This is a genomic window from Streptomyces sp. NPDC043812, from assembly GCF_056436245.1.
The window spans coordinates 21,631-38,468 of sequence record NZ_JBWKCY010000006.1; the positions used below are offsets into that span (position 1 = coordinate 21,631).

The 16,838-nt window shown below is 71.3% G+C and carries 12 protein-coding genes; 2 read left to right on the forward strand and 10 right to left on the reverse strand.

Going from position 1 to position 16,838, the window contains the following annotated elements; genetic code table 11:
* Positions 1–34 precede the first annotated feature (34 nt).
* Together AC067Z_RS10845 and AC067Z_RS10850 are read right to left on the reverse strand one after the other, a co-directional pair.
* Positions 35–724, reverse strand: coding sequence for a LuxR C-terminal-related transcriptional regulator (locus tag AC067Z_RS10845; RefSeq protein WP_478789159.1), 690 nt, complete (start codon positions 722–724; stop codon positions 35–37).
* Positions 721–1,992, reverse strand: coding sequence for a PspC domain-containing protein (locus AC067Z_RS10850; RefSeq protein WP_478789160.1), 1,272 nt, complete (start codon positions 1,990–1,992; stop codon positions 721–723). The genes AC067Z_RS10845 and AC067Z_RS10850 overlap by 4 nt, the downstream gene beginning before the upstream one ends.
* 151 nt (positions 1,993–2,143) lie before the next feature.
* On the opposite strand from AC067Z_RS10850, the gene AC067Z_RS10855 reads away from it, so the two are divergent.
* On the forward strand, positions 2,144–3,442 hold the full coding sequence (locus AC067Z_RS10855) for a PspC domain-containing protein (protein WP_478789161.1): 1,299 nt from the start codon (positions 2,144–2,146) through the stop codon (positions 3,440–3,442).
* 168 nt (positions 3,443–3,610) lie between these two features.
* On the opposite strand, the gene AC067Z_RS10860 is transcribed toward AC067Z_RS10855, so the two are convergent.
* The 4 genes from AC067Z_RS10860 to guaA all read right to left on the reverse strand — a co-directional run bounded on the left by AC067Z_RS10860 (position 3,611) and on the right by guaA (position 8,159).
* Positions 3,611–4,132, reverse strand: coding sequence for a DoxX family protein (locus tag AC067Z_RS10860; RefSeq protein WP_478789162.1), 522 nt, complete (start codon positions 4,130–4,132; stop codon positions 3,611–3,613).
* Positions 4,133–4,246: 114 nt separating this feature from the next.
* The gene (locus AC067Z_RS10865; RefSeq protein ID WP_478789163.1) at positions 4,247–5,488 is read right to left on the reverse strand and encodes a hypothetical protein; all 1,242 of its coding nucleotides are present in this window, start codon (positions 5,486–5,488) and stop codon (positions 4,247–4,249) included.
* A gap of 150 nt (positions 5,489–5,638) precedes the next feature.
* Complete coding sequence (locus AC067Z_RS10870; protein ID WP_478789164.1) at positions 5,639–6,427, reverse strand: class II aldolase/adducin family protein; 789 nt, start codon at positions 6,425–6,427, stop codon at positions 5,639–5,641.
* A gap of 136 nt (positions 6,428–6,563) precedes the next feature.
* Positions 6,564–8,159 (reverse strand): glutamine-hydrolyzing GMP synthase, encoded by a 1,596-nt coding sequence (gene guaA, locus AC067Z_RS10875; RefSeq protein ID WP_478789165.1) that lies wholly within the window; start codon positions 8,157–8,159, stop codon positions 6,564–6,566.
* A 311-nt stretch (positions 8,160–8,470) separates the two neighbouring features.
* Between guaA and AC067Z_RS10880 the strand changes: the two genes are divergently transcribed.
* Positions 8,471–8,755, forward strand: a complete 285-nt coding sequence (locus tag AC067Z_RS10880; protein WP_478789166.1) for a chorismate mutase — start codon at positions 8,471–8,473, stop codon at positions 8,753–8,755.
* A 540-nt stretch (positions 8,756–9,295) separates the two neighbouring features.
* Here the strand turns inward: AC067Z_RS10880 and AC067Z_RS10885 are convergent.
* The 4 genes from AC067Z_RS10885 to AC067Z_RS10900 form a co-directional block, all read right to left on the reverse strand.
* Positions 9,296–10,984, reverse strand: a complete 1,689-nt coding sequence (locus tag AC067Z_RS10885) for a COG1361 family protein (RefSeq protein ID WP_478789167.1) — start codon at positions 10,982–10,984, stop codon at positions 9,296–9,298.
* 349 nt (positions 10,985–11,333) lie between these two features.
* Positions 11,334–13,142: a GMC oxidoreductase gene (locus AC067Z_RS10890; protein ID WP_478789168.1), complete on the reverse strand. Its 1,809-nt coding sequence runs from the start codon at positions 13,140–13,142 to the stop codon at positions 11,334–11,336.
* A gap of 49 nt (positions 13,143–13,191) precedes the next feature.
* On the reverse strand, positions 13,192–14,808 hold the full coding sequence (locus AC067Z_RS10895; RefSeq protein WP_478789169.1) for a succinic semialdehyde dehydrogenase: 1,617 nt from the start codon (positions 14,806–14,808) through the stop codon (positions 13,192–13,194).
* A 199-nt stretch (positions 14,809–15,007) separates the two neighbouring features.
* A complete protein-coding gene (locus AC067Z_RS10900; protein WP_478789170.1) occupies positions 15,008–16,624 on the reverse strand; it encodes a serine/threonine-protein kinase in 1,617 nt (538 codons plus the stop codon).
* Positions 16,625–16,838 lie beyond the last annotated feature (214 nt).

Below are 16,838 nucleotides of genomic sequence, written 5' to 3' on the forward strand. Positions count from 1 at the left end.
GGCGACGGCGCCGTCGCCGAGCACGGCGCCGTCGTCAGACCAGGCGGCGGGCAGTCGCCCAGCGCGTGAGCTCGTGCCGGTTGGACAGCTGCAGCTTCCGCAGCACCGCCGACACATGCGACTCGACCGTCTTCACCGAGATGAACAGCTGCTTGGCGATCTCCTTGTACGCGTATCCGCGCGCGATCAGCCGCAGCACCTCCCGCTCCCGCTGCGTGAGCCGGTCCAGGTCCTCGTCCACCGGGGGCGCGTCCGTCGATGCGAAGGCGTCCAGCACGAAGCCCGCGAGCCGCGGCGAGAACACCGCGTCGCCGTCCTGCACCCGGAAGATCGAGTCGACCAGATCGGTCCCGGTGATGGTCTTGGTGACATAGCCACGGGCTCCGCCCCGGATCACGCCGATGACGTCCTCCGCGGCGTCCGACACCGACAGCGCCAGGAACCGCACCGGGTGCTCCGCCGACGCCATCAGCGTGGCGCAGCGGCGCAGCACCTCCACGCCGCCACCGCCGGGCAGATGGACGTCCAGCAGCACGACCTCGGGGCGGGTCGCCGTGATCACGGTGACCGCCTGGTCGACGTCGGCGGCCTCACCGACGACCTCGACGCCGGTGCGCTCGGTCTGCCCGATCTCCGCCTGCACCCCGGCACGGAACATGCGGTGGTCGTCGACGAGTACGACGCGCACGCGGCGCTCGACGCTCTCTCCAGCAGCCTCGGTCATCCGTCCGCCCTCTCCATCTCGAGCTCCACTTCGGTACCCCCACCGGGCACCGGGCGCAGCCGTGCCGTGCCGCCGTTGCGCTGCATCCGGCCGATGATCGATTCTCTTACGCCCATCCTGTCGTCGGGAACCGCGTCCAGGTCGAAGCCCGGCCCCCGGTCCCGCACGGAGACGAAGACCCTGCGCCCCTCGACCTCGGCGAAGACCTGGACCGCCCCTCCTGCGCCACCGTACTTGGCGGCGTTGACCATCGCCTCGCGCGCGGCCTGCATCTGTGCCCCCAGTTTCTCGTCGAGCGGGCAGTCCCCGACGACCACGACCTCCAGCGGCACCCCGTGCTTGTCCTCGACCTCGGCGGCCGTCCTCTTCACGGCCTCTGCGAGGGTGTCGGGCTCCTCGTCCTCCTCCTTACCCCTGCCCTCCGGTTTGTAGAGCCAGTTGCGCAACTCGCGCTCCTGGGCGCGGGCGAGCCGCCGGACCTCGCCCGGGTCCTCCGCGTTCCGCTGGATCAGGGTGAGGGTGTGCAGTACGGAGTCGTGGACGTGGGCGGCGACCTCGGCGCGCTCCTGGGCGCGGATGCGCATGGTCCGCTCCTCCGTGAGGTCCTGGGTCATCCGCACCAGCCACGGTCCGGCGAGCAGGGCGACTCCGGCGATGACGGCGATGGCCGCGGTCAGGACATTGCCGAGCTGGGCCGCCGAACCGCGGACCACCACGAACACGGTCAGGCCCATGCCGACGAGCGCGACGCCGGCCAGTGCACGGGCCAGCTGGAGCAGCCGACGCCTGCGGCCGACCTCGGTCCATCGGGCCCGTCGGGCATTGTCCGCCTGCCGCCAGACCAGCACGACGCCGGCGCCGATGAGCAGCGTCGGCCACAGATAGCGGTTGGCGCTGCCGCCCACGTCGACATTGCCGGCGAAGACCGCGGCACCGACAAGCAGGGCGATCAGCGCGAACAGCTGTCCCTTGTCGGGCTTGCGCAGCCGTCGGCGGCCGTCCGTCGTGGTCTCGAACACCGAGCGGGGTTCGGCGGCCCGGCCGCCGACACCGAGCGGGACGACGATCCAGAACACCGCGTACAGCAGGGCGCCGAGGCCATCGACCAGGAAAAGGGCCAGGAACAGGAGCCGCACCCAGATGACGGGCAGCCCCAGATGCCCCGCGAGCCCCCGCGCCACGCCGCCGAGCATGCGGCCGTCGGCGCTGCGGTACAGCTTGCGGACGGGCGGCTCGTCGGTATCGGGCACACGGGCGGCGACTGGCATGCCCCGATCGTCACACGCGGGGTGCACCACGGACATCAGGGCCGTCCCCTGAACCGACCCTGAGAAGGCACCGCTTCTCAGGGGCAATATCAGGGAACGGCCAGGGTCAAAGCAGCTGCCGTCCGGACTTCCGGCCGGTCACCATGGAGTCATGACCCAGCCGACCACCGCGCCGCCCCCGTCCCCGCAGGAGCCGCCGCCTCCACCGCAGCTGCGTCGCGCCCCGCGCCACAAGGTGGTGGCCGGTGTCTGCGGCGGGCTCGGGCGGTACTGCGACGTAGATCCGGTGATCTTCCGGATCGTGATCGGCGTGCTGTCGGTGACCGGCGGAATCGGCCTGATCTTCTACGGCTTCGCCTGGCTCCTGGTCCCGTCCGAGGACGAGGAGGAGAACGATTTCCGCCGCATGCTGACGGGCCGGGTCGACGGTGCGTCGCTGAGCGCCGTGCTGCTCGCCCTGCTCGGCTGCGGTCTGTTCCTGTCGATGCTGGGCAATGCGGACCTGCTGGGCTTCGCCGCCATGCTGTCGCTCGCGGTCACCGGTGCCGCCGTCTGGTCCCAGCGGCGCACGGCCGCAGCGCCCGACGGCGTACCGATGGACACGGCGACGGCCCACGCGGTCGCCGAGGCGCCGCCGGAGACCAAGGCGCCGCCCGTGCCGGAAGGCCCCTCCTGGTGGCGTGACCCGATCGTCAAGGACGGGACGACCGGACCGGTGCCGACCGGATACCTCTGGGGGCCGGCGTCGGCGTTCGCGGAGGCCGCGGCGGCTCCGCCCGGCCCGGGGAAGCGGGCGTTCGCCCCGGCGCAGCCGCGGGGACCGCGCGGCATCGGCGGGGCGGTGTTCGTGCTGGCGCTGATCGCGGGCGCCGTGGGCACGGGAGTGAGCTGGGAGGGACACCCGCTGGGCACCAGCCTGCAGATCGGCCTGGTCTCGGCGCTGGCGGTGTTCGGCCTGGGCCTGCTGCTGAGCACCCTGCTGGGGCGTACGGGCTTCGGCACGGTCCTGATGACGATGGTGACGGCGGCGCTGCTGGCGGGAGCCGCGGCGCTCCCCAAGGACATCAGCACGGAATTCGGCGAGGAGACCTGGAAGCCGGCGTCCGTGACCGCCGTCGAGCCGCGCTACGAACTGGGGTCGGGCAAGGGCACGCTCGATCTGTCCGCGCTCACCGTGCCGGCCGGGAAGACGGTGTCGACGAAGGCGGACATCGGTCTCGGCCAGCTCAGGGTCGTGCTGCCGAAGAACGCCACGGTGAAGCTGGACGCCGAGGTCGGCGTCGGCGACATCCGGCTGCCCGCGGACGCGCCCGACGACGTCGACGTCGGCCCGAGCCAGGACCGGCGCAAGACGCTCCCCGCCCCGCGGGGCGCCGAGCCGTCGGGGACGCTGGAGCTGGATCTGGAAGTGGGCATCGGACAGGTGGAGGTGACCCGTGCCGCGTCGTGAGCTCCGGCATGAATTCCGTCCGGGCGGGCTGATCGCCGGGCTGAGTGTCCTGACCGCGGCCCTGCTGTACGGCGGGGACGCGGCGGGCTCCTGGCACACCCCCTGGTTCGTGGCGTTCCCGATCGTCTTCGGCGGCCTCTTCGTGGCCGGCACGGTGGCCGCCGTGCACTACGGGATCCGGCGCCGCCGTGCCCGCAGCAGTGCGTCGAGGGAGAAGGACGATGCCCCGGCCAGCACCAACGGCAGCCAGGCCATCAGATAGGCGAGATCGTTGCCGTAGTAGTACGGCTCGGTCTGCCAGCTCACGGTCAGCCACAGGCTGAGTGAGATGAGCGCGCCGCCGAGCGCCGCCAGGCGGGCCAGCAGCCCGATCAGGGTGCCGATGCCGACGGCCAGCTCACCCAGGGCGATGGCGTGGCCGAAGCCCTCGGGGTTCTTCAGCGCGAGGTCGACGAGCGCCGGGACGGCAGAGGAGTCGCGCACCGAATTCATGAGTTCGCCGATGGAGCCGGTGCCGCTCGCGGCCAGGAACGTGCTGTCCGTGAGCTTGTCGATGCCCGCATAGATGAAGGTCACGCCGAGGAACAGGCGCAGCGGCAGCAGGGCGTAATGACCCGCCTGCTCCCTCCAGCCACGCGGCCCGTCGCCGGGCATGCCATAGCTCTCTGTCGTCCGATACGTGTGTGTCATCGCCGGTCCCGCCTTCGGTTGACCCGTCAACTGACCATACGTACGGCCTGGGCGCGCCGCTCACCAGGTGTGCGGCACACACTGTGACACGAGGGACACGCGCGGCCGGATGGGTCAGTCGGTCACTTCGATGAAGCAGCGGTTGCTCTCCACCCCGGCGGCCGTCACCACCTGGATGTCGAGCTGTCCCGGCTCGACCTCCACCGGTACGGGCACAGTGAGCAGCGTGTCCGTGGGGTTGGCGAAGCCGCCGGCCACGGGGATGAGCGGCACGTGCACATGGACCGCGCCGATACGGACGACGAGTCGGGCGAGCAGGTCGGGCCCGCCGGCGCCCGGCGGGACGAAGCCGCTGCCGCGGATCTCGATGTCGTCACCGGTCCGGATGGGTCCGTCCAGGTCACCCGCCTCCCGGGCGCGCACGACGGACATCACGACGGGACGGCTTCCCTCCGCGTACTTCCCGGCGAGGTACGTCCCCGCCGAGACCACCACCAGCAGGACGAGTCCCCACGGCAGCTCGGGCAGCCGCTGGGGGCCACGGGCGAGCGAGGCGAGTGCGAAGGCGACGGCGGCGGCGTTGACCAGCACGTACTGCGCATCGGCGAAGGAGGCACGCCCGGAGTCGTCGCAGTAGACATCGGCGGCGCGCGGGCGGTCGGCACGCACCTTCTGCAGTCGCAGCCCGGTGATGCGCAGTGCGACGGCCCTGCGCACCCCGGCGGCGATCGTGCACACCAGGGCGAGGACGCAGAGCAGCCCGGCGCCCGCGGCGATGCCCAGTCCGTCGGTCAGCCGGTCGCGCCGGGCGGCGGAGGAGGCTCCGGCCAGCAGGACGGAGAGGTGGAGCAGCGCGCCGCAGCCGACGAGCACCCACGGGGCGGCGACGGTGCGGGAGGTGGACAGGCGGTTGTCCTCGCCGGTGATCGGCGCGAGCAGGCCGCCGCGCGTCCGGTGGGCGTGGGCGCCGACCGTGAGGGCGACCGCGACGACGAGGGCGGAGAGCAGCCCGGCGGTCCGGGACGCGGTCCAGCCCGCGCCGATCGCGGTCGCGGTCTGGGCGAGGGCGAGCACCGCGAAGGCCGCCCAGACGACGGTCAGCGAGTGGCGGCGCAGCCTGCGCAACCGGGACTCGGCGACCGCGCGGTCCAGGCCGGCGACCGTACGGGCCGACAGGGTCAGCTCGTCGGACACCCACTGGCGGGACGCGCCCGGCGAGTGTACGACGCCCGGGGGCAGGCCCTGGCCCGCCGCCAGCTCGTCGCGTCTGGCGAGGAACCGCGCCACGGCCCGCCGATGACCCTCGCGCGCTCCGTGTCCGCATACGTCGCTCTGCTCCGCTTCCTGCACCGCCACGACGAACGCCACCTCTCCCGCGTCGCACCACGCCGCCCGGCCGGGCGAACTGCCTTGTGATGCATGGGGATTGTGCCGTACGCAAGCCGCCGCCACCCCGATGGCCGAGGCCAGGGCGGGTGAAAGCCGTGGCGCCGGGTTGACCTGTGGCTACTGCAGCAGATCGGGTTCGGCGCGGCTGATCTGCTGCCACAGGGGCTGGAAGCTGATCCAGGCGACGAGATCGCTGCCGAGCTGCTCCCGGGTCGCCACCGCGTCCCGGTGCGCGATGGGCACCGTCTTGCCCGCGGCCCGCGCGGCGAGCTGCACCTGCGCGCAGCGCTCCATGGAGATGAACCACCAGGCGGCCGCGTCGACCGAGTCGCCGATGGTCAGCAGCCCGTGGTTGCGCAGCACGAGCGCCTTGTGGCCGCCGAGCACCGCCGCGATCCGCTGCCCTTCGCCCGCGTCGACACCGACCCCTGTGTACACGTCGACCAGCGCGTGGTCCTCGTAGAAGGCGCACGCCTCCTGGGTGATCGGTTCGACGGCTTCGCCGAGCGCGGCGAGCGCCCGCCCGTGCACGGAGTGGGTGTGGGCGACCGCGACGGCATCGGGCCGGGCCAGGTGCACCTGGGCATGAACGGTGAACGCGGCCTGGTTGATCCGGTGCCGTCCGACGACGACCCGCCCCTGCGCATCGGCGAGGACCAGGTCCCCGGCCGAGACCTGGGCGAAGGGCACGCCGAAGGGGTTCACCCAGAAGCAGTCCGTGAACTCCGGGTCCCGCGCGGTGACATGCCCTGCCACCCCGTCCTCGTACCCGAAGCGCCCGAACAGCCGCAGCGCCCCGGCGAGCCGCTCCTTGCGGTAGGCCCGTTCCTCGACGACGGACTCGTGCACGGGCGGCATCGCGAACCGCAACTGCTCCACGGGTACGGGCTCCGGCGTGTGCGTCATGGCCGGAAGGTAACCCCGCAGAGGTCAACTGGCCATAGCCGTCACGCCACTTGCGTGCACCGGAACTCGTCCCGGAACGATGGCGCCGCCGCCCGCAGGAAGCGGGCGGCGGCGTCGGAGCCGGTGCGGCGGGAGGTCACTCCCACTCGATGGTGCCCGGCGGCTTGCTCGTCACGTCCAGGACGACGCGGTTGACGTCCGCGACCTCGTTGGTGATCCGGGTGGAGATCTTCGCCAGCACCTCGTACGGCATACGCGTCCAGTCGGCCGTCATCGCGTCCTCGGAGGACACGGGGCGCAGCACGATCGGGTGGCCGTAGGTGCGGCCGTCGCCCTGGACGCCGACGCTGCGGACATCGGCGAGCAGCACGACCGGGCACTGCCAGATGTCGCGGTCCAGGCCGGCGGCGGTGAGTTCCTCACGGGCGATGGCGTCGGCCTCGCGCAGCAGGTCCAGGCGCTCCTTGGTGACCTCACCGACGATGCGGATGCCCAGGCCGGGGCCGGGGAACGGCTGGCGCTGGACGATCTCGTCCGGCAGGCCGAGCTCCTGGCCCACCATGCGGACCTCGTCCTTGAACAGCTGGCGCAGCGGCTCGACGAGTTCGAACTCGAGGTCCTCGGGCAGACCGCCCACGTTGTGGTGGGACTTGATGTTGGCGGTGCCGGTGCCGCCGCCGGACTCGACGACGTCCGGGTAGAGCGTGCCCTGCACGAGGAAGGCGACGTCCTCGCCGTGCTCGGCCTCGGCCACGATCTCGGCCTGCGCCTGCTCGAAGACGCGGATGAACTCGCGTCCGATGATCTTCCGCTTCTCCTCGGGGTCCGAGACCCCTGCGAGCGCGTCGAGGAAGCGCTCCTGCGCGTCCACGACCTTCAGCTGGACGCCGGTCGCGGCGACGAAGTCCTTCTCGACCTGCTCGGTCTCGCCCTTGCGCATCAGGCCGTGGTCGACGTAGACGCAGGTCAGCTGGGAGCCGATGGCCTTCTGGACGAGGGCCGCGGCGACCGCGGAGTCCACACCGCCCGACAGACCGCAGATGGCGCGCTTGGTGCCGACCTGCTCGCGGATGACCGCGATCTGCTCCTCGATGACGTTGCCCGTGGTCCAGTTCGGCTCGATGCCGGCGCCGCGGTAGAGGAAGTGCTCCAGGACCTGCTGGCCGTAGGTGGAGTGCATCACCTCGGGGTGGTGCTGCACGCCGTAGAGCTTCTTCTCGTCGTTCTCGAAGGCGGCGACCGGGACCACGGCGGTGGAGGCGGTGACGGTGAAGCCCTCGGGGGCGGCCGAGCAGGCGTCGCCGTGCGACATCCACACGGACTGCTCGGCGGGCGTGCCCTCGAAGAGGGTGGAGCCGGGCTTGGTGACGTGCAGCGGCGTGCGGCCGTACTCGCGTGCGCCGGTGTTGTCGACGGTCCCGCCGAGCGTCGTCGCCATCAGCTGGAAGCCGTAGCACATGCCGAAGACGGGGACGCCGGCCTCGAAGAGGGAGCGGTCCAGGCGCGGGGCGCCTTCCGCGTACACGGACGAGGGTCCGCCGGAGAGGATGATCGCCTTCGGGTTCTTGGCCAGCATCTCGGCCACGGGCATCGTGGACGGAACGATCTCGCTGTAGACCCGGGCCTCACGGACGCGGCGGGCGATGAGCTGGGCGTACTGGGCGCCGAAATCGACAACGAGGACGACGTCCGGGTTGGATGCGGGCGCGGCAGCGGGGGACGCTGATGACACTGGCGGCCTTCCGGCGGTGTGGGAGAGGGTCTGTTCTGACGATTCTACCGGGGTGGCCGGGCACCTCCTTCGTCTCACCATCCGAACCCGGCTTTGGCCCGTGCCGCGGCCGGGTCCATACTGTGCCCATGCACACGCAGCTGACCTTCGTCTTTACCTATGGCACCGGCCCGTCCGGCTGCCATGGTCGTGCTGCTTGAGCTACTGACAAGCGACTTCCCAGGCGCCCCGGGCCGACAAGGCCCGGGGCGCTTCGGCTTTCTCCGGGCCGTGCCGATCCGGGGCCCCGCCCCCGATACGAGGAGAGCCCCGTGACCGAGGTACTGGACAAGACCGGCGCCCGCACCGACGACGCCGCGAACGTGATCACCGGAGCGCGTGAGCGCATCGACGCGCTCGACGACCGGATCATCGGCCTGATCCAGGAACGCATGGCCGTCTCGGCCGTCATCCAGGACGCCCGGATCAGCTCCGGCGGCCGGCGGGTGAACCTGGCGCGCGAGATGGAGGTCCTCGGCCACTACCGGGACGCGCTCGGCAAGCCGGGCACCTCGCTCGCGATGACGATGCTGGAACTGTGCCGGGGCCGTATCTGAGCAGGCAGCCCGCCGCGTACGCCTGCGTACCTTCGTTCGGGCGCATCCTCACCCGTACGGCGCGTGACGCACCTCGCCGGGGTTCGTTGGTCCCGATGTCCGTGCCAGCCAGGGGCGGGCCTCGAAGGAAACCACGCGTGGCTCCGCTGGAGCGTGTGGCGCACCCGCAGGTGCGCCGTGGGACCTCGCCCCAGCGCGCGTGACCGGTCGGCAGGGGACAGCAGCCCGGTCACCCCAAGGGCGGTCGGCTCCGGGGACGCCCGGCGCCGACCGCATCCGGTCCTATCGGTTGCGCAGGCCGCAGCCCGTCCAGCACGAACAAGTACGAGCAAGTCCCCCTCTGCGCAACCACACTGCGACAGGCCGAACCCACGGACGCTTCCGGTGCGCCGGGGCGGCGGCCTCACCCCACGCGGCGCAACCCCCCGGCGCCGCGCCCGGCACCGGCGCCGCCCTGACGTCGGTGCTGCCACGAGGGGCCCCGCGGCAATGCCCGCGGGGCCCCTCGTCCTGCTCGCTGTCGTCCCGTCGCCGGACCGGTCAGCCGTCCGTGCGGCGGCGGGCGGCCAGGAACACGGCGCCGCCCGCGGCGAGGGCGGCGGCCGCCGCGCCCGCGGCGACCAGGGCGGTGGAGCCTGTGGAGGCAAGACCGCCCTGGGCGGTGGTGCCGCCGGTCGTCGAACCGGAGGAGGAACCGCCGGTGGTGCCCCCGCCGGTGTCGTCACCGCCGGTCGAGCCGCCGTCCGAACCGGAGCCGCCGGTGGAGTCCGAGCCGCCGGAGCCGGCCGGGTCGTCGCCCGGCGTCTGCTCGTCGCCGGTGCCGTTCAGCACGATCCAGCCGTCGTCGTTGGTGGTGTCCCCCTCCCACGGGTTGTCCCACTCGGGCAGCTCGATCTTCCCCGTGGCGCCCACGACGACCTTCTCGACACGGAACTCGAAGGGGAAGGTCCGTTCGTCCGTCTCCAGGAGGGGCGTGTCCGCCCAGCACCGGTAGCGGCTCGCGTCCCTGCCGGCCTCCGTCTGCGTCGCGTAGCAGTTGTCGGGGCTCTTCGTGACCTTCGCGCCTTCGGGCACGTTCACGGTGAAGGTGATCGGCTCGCCGCCCGAGCGCAGCGAACCGAGCCACGCCGGGCCGTGGTTGCTCAGCCCGACGGCCACCTTCACGGTGTCGCCCGCGGCGCCGTCGGCGCGGCCGCCGGTCAGGTCGAGGTCGTAGGTGTTCTTCGTCGGGAAGTCGATCTCCGCGTACTTCACGTACTCGTCGGCCGCGGCGCGCTGCACCGGCTTCAGCCGGAGCGCGGGTCCGGTGCCGGCCCGGAAGTCGTTGCCCGCGCGCAGCCCGGCCGTGTCCTTCGGAGCGACCGCGGTGAAGTGGTAGTTGAAGATGTCGTGGAGCGCGAACGCGGCGGTCTTCACGTTCACCGGCTCGCTGAGCTCGTAGGCCTCGCCTGCCCCGAAGGTGCCCTCGAAGGAGCAGAGGACCACCTTGCGGTACCGGACCAGGTCGTCCTTGTCCTGCTCGGCGTACTCGCAGTTCTCGTACGTGTCGGGGAACGACAGTCCGCGGCTGCCCAGGAAGCGCAGCACCACCCCGTCGGCCGCCATGCTGCCGACGTTGCGGAAGCCGAGCGTGGCGGAGTAGGTGTCGCCCGCGGCGAAGCCCGAAGGTTCGGCGGGGAGCTGCTTCATCCGGAACTCGGGGCCGCCGACCAGGACGTCCACGGTGTGCTCGGTGAACGTGAGGCCCTCGCCCTCGCCGGTCACCTTGATCCGGCCGAAGTCGCCGGCCTTGCTCTTGTCCGTGATGTCGACGCGGAGGTCGTAGTTCGCGTTGAGCCGGTCGCCCGGGTAGAGGCTGTCCTCGGTGCAGACCGCGACGAGACCCTCGGCGGCGCACGGCAGATCGACGTCGGCGATTCCCTCCAGTTCGGAGGCGTCGATGGTGATCGTGTAGCCGTCCGTCTGCAGCGGGTCCGGGTTCGGCTCGACGTCGGGGTCGTCCGTCCCCGGTCCCTTGACGCGGAACTCGACGTTCGTCTCGGTCGGATCGACGTTGCCGCCGCTCAATGACAGATCGAGCTTGTCCGGTCCGGTGATGGCGACGGGCAGCGGTTCACCCGCGGCGGCGGCCGCGTGGGCACTGCCGACGGTGCCCAGCGCGACGAGAGCTGCCGCGGCGATACCGGCGGCCGCCCGGTGCCACACCGTGTGGTGTGAGTGGCGTCCCATGTTCCCTCTCGTGCTCCCTCTGGTCCTCAGGGGTGTCGCTGTGATGACACCTGTCAGGTTGACCGAGCACGGTCAGCGAAAGTTGCACCGCCGCGGATCACAGCTTGATCTCCTCCCGACTCCTGTGACTCAGGTCACACAAAGATCCGGCCAAGCGGGGGCAACCATTCCCACTGGCCACAGGTCATGCATGCGTAACAACGGCCTCTTGTGCGCCTCGCGCGCGGGGCCCGCGAAGCCAGGAAGGCCGCTGCACTCGGAGGGGGGTGCAGCGGCCTTCGTGCGTGTCACACGCCCTGGGTCGTGTGCGCGGGCTGTACGGCTCCGGCGGACCGGAGCGCACGGGGTTTCACTTCTTCGGCGGGACCGCCGGAATGCCCAGGAACGGCAGCTTCAGCGCGCCGAACGCCTCCGCCGGAACAGCCGGGGACTTCGGTGCAACGGGGGCCATGCGCTCGTAGGCCCGTCCCTGCGCCGGACGCAGGTCCTCCTCGCCGTTGTTCGGCCAGAACGACATCGCGCGCTCCGCCTGTGCGGTGATCGTCAGCGACGGGTTCACGCCCAGGTTCGCCGAGACCGCGGAGCCGTCCACCACGGAGATGCCGGGGTGGCCGTACAGCCGGTGGTACGGGTCGATCACGCCGTCCTCCGCCGTGGCCCCGATCGGGCAGCCGCCCAGGAAGTGCGCGGTGAGCGGAGTGCCCATCAGCTCCCCGATGTTGGAGCCGGCGAAGCCGTTGATCTCCTCGGCGAGGAGGGAAGCCGCGCGCGTGGCCTCCGGGATCTGGTCGGGGTTCGGGGCACCGTGGCCCTGGCGGGCGGTGAGCAGACCCTTTCCGATGCCGTTCGGCTTGCGGTACGTGGTCAGCGAGTTGTCGAGCGACTGCATGACCAGGCCGATGATGGTCCGCTCCGACCAGCGGCGGTTCGACAGCGCACGCAGCGCGAGCCACGGGTGCCTGGCCATGTTGCCCAGCCAGCCCGCCACCCGGCCCTTCACCCGGTAGGGCACCTGGAGGACGGTCATGCCGCCCATCGCGTTCGAGCCCCGGCCGTAGCGGACCGGTTCGATATGGGTGTTCTCGTCCGGGTGGATCGACGACGTGATCGCGACGCCGCGCGTGAAGTCGACCTTGTCCGCGCCGTGGCGCTTGCGGTAGCGCCGGTTGTCGGTCTGCGCACCGACGAGGGCCTCCGAGTTCGTCCGGGTCAGCTCGCCGAGCCGCGCGGACAGGTGGGGCAGCAGACCGCCGTCCTTCATCCGGTGCAGCAGGGTCTGGGTGCCGTACGTCCCCGCCGCGACGATCACCCGGCGGGCGGTGAACGTCCTGCCCTTGCCCTTGCGCCTGTTGTCGCTCGGGAGGGTCCTGACGGCGAAGCCTCCCCGCGAGTCCTCGGTGAGCGCGACGACGGAGGTCATCGGGTGGACGACCGCGCCCGCCTGCTCGGCGAGGTAGAGGTAGTTCTCGTTGAGGGTGTTCTTGGCGCCGTGCCGGCAGCCCGTCATGCACTCGCCGCACTCGGTGCACGCCTTGCGGGCAGGCCCCGCACCGCCGAAGTACGGGTCGGGGACCTCCTGGCCGGGCCGGGTCCGCACCGATCCGTCGGCGTCGTCACCGTCGCCGAAGAACACGCCGACCGGCGCCATGTGGAAGCTGTCGCCGACGCCCATCGCCTCGGCGGTCGCCTTCAGATGGACGTCCGAGGGCGTCATGGTCGGGTTCAGCCGTACGCCGAGCATGCGTCGCGCCTGGTCGTAGTACGGCTTCAGCTCGTCCTGCCAGTCGGTGATCCCCTTCCACTGCGGATCGTTGAAGAACGGCGCGGGCGGCACGTACAGGGTGTTGGCGTAGTTGAGGGAGCCGCCGCCGACACCGGCGCCTGCCAGCACCATCACGTTGCCGAGCAGATGGATGCGCTGGATGCCGAACAGTCCGAGCGCGGGCGCCCAGAGGTAGTTGCGCAGGTCCCAGGAGTTCTTGGGCAGCGACTCACGGGTGAAGCGGCGGCCGGCTTCCAGGACACCGACCCGGTATCCCTTCTCGGACAGCCGCAGCGCGGAGACCGAGCCGCCGAAGCCCGAGCCGATGACGACCACGTCGTAGTCGTACGCATCGCCGTCCGCTTCCTGATTTCGGGCAGGGGGTACCTCGGACATGGCTCTCCTCGTCAACGGGCTTACGGGTAAAGGGGACGATGCAAAGGGGTCAGCGCAGACGGAGGGCCTTCATCGCCTTCAGGCTGAAGCTCATGAACGCGGCGTACTTCTCGTCGTCCATCCCGAACGACGGAGCCAGCGGCATCAGCCGCTGCTGCGCGACGGTCTGGGCCTCGGTGTACTTGAGGATGCCCTCGGAGCCGTGCCGCCTGCCGAGGCCGGAGTCCTTCATGCCCCCCATCGGGGCCTGGACACTGCCGTACGCCGGGGCGTAGCCCTCGTTGATGTTGACCGTGCCGGTGCGCAGCTTCGCCGCGACGGCGTGGCCCCGGCGGCCGTCCTTGGTCCAGACGCTGGAGTTGAGGCCGTACGCGGTGGCGTTGGCCTCCTCGACGACCTTGTCCTCGTCCGAGAAGCGGTAGATCGACACGACGGGGCCGAACGTCTCCTCGTTGCACACGGCCATCGGGGCGTCGACCCCGTCGAGGATGGTCGGCTCGTAGAAGTACGGGCCGATGTCGGGCCGGGCGACACCGCCGGCGACGAGGGTCGCGCCCTTGGCAACGGCCTCCTCGACATGGCGGGTGACGGTCTCCAGCTGGCGCGCGCCCACGAGGGAGCCCATGTCGGCGCCGTACGCGAGGGAGTTGCCGAGCCGCATCGCCTTCGTGCGGGCGGCGAAGCGCTCCACGAAGTCGTCCGCGATCGACTCGTGGACGTACAGCCGCTCGATGGAGATGCACAGCTGGCCGGCGGAGGAGAAGCAGGCACGGACGGCACCCGCGGCGGCCTTCTCCACGTCGGCGTCGTGCAGCACCAGCATCGCGTTCTTGCCGCCGAGTTCGAGGGAGACGCCGACCAGGCGGGCGGCCGCACCCTGGGCGACCTCGCGGCCGGTACGGGTGGAGCCGGTGAAGGAGACGTAGTCGGCGTGCTTGACGACCTCGGGACCGACGACCGGGCCCTCACCGAGGACGACCTGGAACACCTCGGCGGGCAGTCCGGCCTCGATCAGCAGATCGCGCGCCCACAGTGCGGTGAGCGCGGTCTCGGTGTCGGGCTTCATGACGACCGCGTTGCCGGAGACGAAGGCGGGCAGGGCGTCGCCGACGGAGAGCTCCAGCGGGTAGTTCCAGGGAGCGATCTGGCCCACGACGCCACGCGGCTGGCGCAGTTCGGTGGTCTTGGTGAGGACGGGCACGACACCGGTGTGGTGCTTGGGCTTGAGGTAGGAGGGGGCCTTGCGCCCGTAGTGGCGGGCGGCGACGGCGACGGCCTGCACCTCCTCATGGGCGTGCAGGCGGGCCTTGCCGGTCTCCAGCTGGATCAGGTCGAGCACCTCGGCCTGGCGCTCCAGCACCAGGTCGTGGAAGCGCAGCAGCACGGCGGCGCGGGCACGGGCCGGGGTGGCCTCCCACACGCGCTGGGCGGCACGGGCCCGCTCGAACGCGGCGGCCACGTCCTCGGGGGTGGACTCGGGCAGGTCCGCCAGCTTCTCCCCGGTGAACGGCGCATGGTTCACCGTCCGGCCGGATCCGGCCACGCCCTTGGTCAGCTGGGCGACCAGCTCGGGGGTGACCACGTCGGCTGCGGTGCGCGCACCGGCCGGGGCGGCGGCTGTCGGGTTGGTACCGGGGGTGGTTGCGGTGGCCTGCGAGTCCGTCATGGGGGCGAGAGTATGCCGCAATCAGAGCTTTGGGTACCCGTCGGTAATGGCTTTTCACCGGGCCCACACCATTGCGCCAGTGATCACTGGCACATAAGTCCTGATCAGGGGCTTGTCACCGGTTCGGCAGGGGTGGGGAGCGTGCGGAAGACACGGAACGATCACGCGGCGGCCTACTGCGGCGGGCCGGCCCGTGCCGTCATCCGTGCGACGGCCGCCAGCCCCTCAGCATCGTGTCGAACCGCTCGCGCGTGAGCGACCAGTCACCGGCCGGACCCGACATGTAGAGGGCGTACTCCGTGCCGTCGTCCTCGTAGTACATCTGGTCGATGGCACGCCGCGGGCCGGGATGCTCGGTGCGCTCGGTCCAGCTGAACTCCCACAGCGCGGACTGCGTCTGGTCGCGGAACGTGTTGGGGTGCAGTTGCAGACTGCGGTAGTCCGGCAGCCGATTCTTCAGCCCCTTCTGCATGTCGAGCATGTGCATGTACGGGTTCTCGAAATCCGGCGACGGATCGATGCTGATCCGGATGCGATGACGGCCGTTGTCGGGCGTGTAGTCGATCTGATTGCCGTCCATCTGGCGCTTCCAGCCCTTCGGCACCCAGAGGCTGAAGCCTTGCGGGTCATCGACGCGCCGCCATCCGTCGGGAATGCCCGAGGCACTGTCCGGCGAGGTCGACTGCGTACCGGTACCGCCCGTCGAACCGCCACCGGCGTCCATGTACTTCATGGCGGCCAGGCCGGCTCCACCGCCTATCACCGCGGCGAGCACGACGACGAGCGCCAGCGTCCGCATCCTGCTTCCCCGACGCGGGCGGCCCGGCGCCACGGCGGGCCGGTGGTCGGGGACCGTGCCCGGCTCGCGACGGCCGGCGGCCGTCGTGGCATCCCCACGCCCGCCCGCTCCCGGCAGACTCCCCTCCGGCAGCCGCTCGGTGGCCCGCTGGGTCGGCACCCGGGCAGCCGTCGTGACCGGTCCGCGGCCCTCCATGGCCTCGGTCAGCATGCGCTCGGCCTCGGCCGCCGACGGCCGCTCGGCGGGGTCCTTGCGCAGCAGCGCCATGATCACAGGGGTCAGCCGACCGGTCCGCACCGGCGCGGGCGGTTCCTCCGCCACCACGGCCTGCATGGTCGACAGGGGTGACGAGCGCCGGAACGGGGACTGGCCCTCCACCGCCGTGTACAGCGTCGCGCCCAGCGACCAGAGATCGGACGCCGGTCCCGGATCGTGACCGCGCACCCGCTCGGGCGCCAGATAGTCGATCGAGCCGACGATCTCCCCGGTCCTGGTGATCGTCGAGTCGCCCTCGATCGCCGCGATCCCGAAGTCCGTGATGAGTGCCCGGCCGTCGCTGTTGAGCAGCACGTTGGCGGGCTTGATGTCCCGGTGGAGCACCCCGGCGGCATGCGCCGCGCCGAGGGCGCGAAGAATGTGCAGCCCGATCCGGGCCGCCTCCGTCTCGTCGATGCGACCGGTGCCCTTGGTGGCGTCGGCGAGCGAGGGCCCGTCCACGTACTGCATGACGATCCACGGCCGGGCGTCGTGCTCCAGCACGTCGTGAACGGTGACGACACCGGGGTGGCTGATGCGTGCCGCCGCCCGGGCCTCCTTCTGGGTCCGTGCGTGCAGCACGACCCGATCGGCCTCGGAGACGTACAGACCGGCCGTCAGCTCCTTGACGGCGACCACTCTGTGCAACAACTCGTCATGGGCGCGCCAGACTTTGCCCATACCTCCGCTGCCGATGGTCTCGCTGAGCCGGTACCGCCCGGCAAGCAGCAGACCCGCGCCCGTACTGTGAGTGTGTTCCACGTACCCCGCCCCGTTCCTTGGAATGACAGGTTACGGAGGGGATGTACGAGCGCGGAACCTCGGATCGCTCAAGTGACCGCACTGTGATGCGTGGTGCGCTCCACGGCCACTACTCTCAGTGACACAAGGGGGGTTCGGGCGGCACAACGAGGTCGAGATGTCAGGTGTGGGGTCATGCGACCGGAACGCGCCGGTACGGCAGGCCCGTTGGCCG

Excerpts from the sequence above, each read along its gene's own strand:
- AC067Z_RS10845 (WP_478789159.1), bottom strand. The coding sequence starts at position 724 with ATGACCGAGGCTGCTGGAGAGAGCGTCGAGCGCCGCGTGCGCGTCGTA.
- AC067Z_RS10850 (WP_478789160.1), bottom strand. The coding sequence starts at position 1,992 with ATGCCAGTCGCCGCCCGTGTGCCCGATACCGACGAGCCGCCCGTCCGC.
- AC067Z_RS10855 (WP_478789161.1), top strand. The coding sequence starts at position 2,144 with ATGACCCAGCCGACCACCGCGCCGCCCCCGTCCCCGCAGGAGCCGCCG.
- AC067Z_RS10860 (WP_478789162.1), bottom strand. The coding sequence starts at position 4,132 with ATGACACACACGTATCGGACGACAGAGAGCTATGGCATGCCCGGCGAC.
- AC067Z_RS10870 (WP_478789164.1), bottom strand. The coding sequence starts at position 6,427 with ATGACGCACACGCCGGAGCCCGTACCCGTGGAGCAGTTGCGGTTCGCG.
- AC067Z_RS10885 (WP_478789167.1), bottom strand. The coding sequence starts at position 10,984 with ATGGGACGCCACTCACACCACACGGTGTGGCACCGGGCGGCCGCCGGT.
- AC067Z_RS10890 (WP_478789168.1), bottom strand. The coding sequence starts at position 13,142 with ATGTCCGAGGTACCCCCTGCCCGAAATCAGGAAGCGGACGGCGATGCG.
- AC067Z_RS10895 (WP_478789169.1), bottom strand. The coding sequence starts at position 14,808 with ATGACGGACTCGCAGGCCACCGCAACCACCCCCGGTACCAACCCGACA.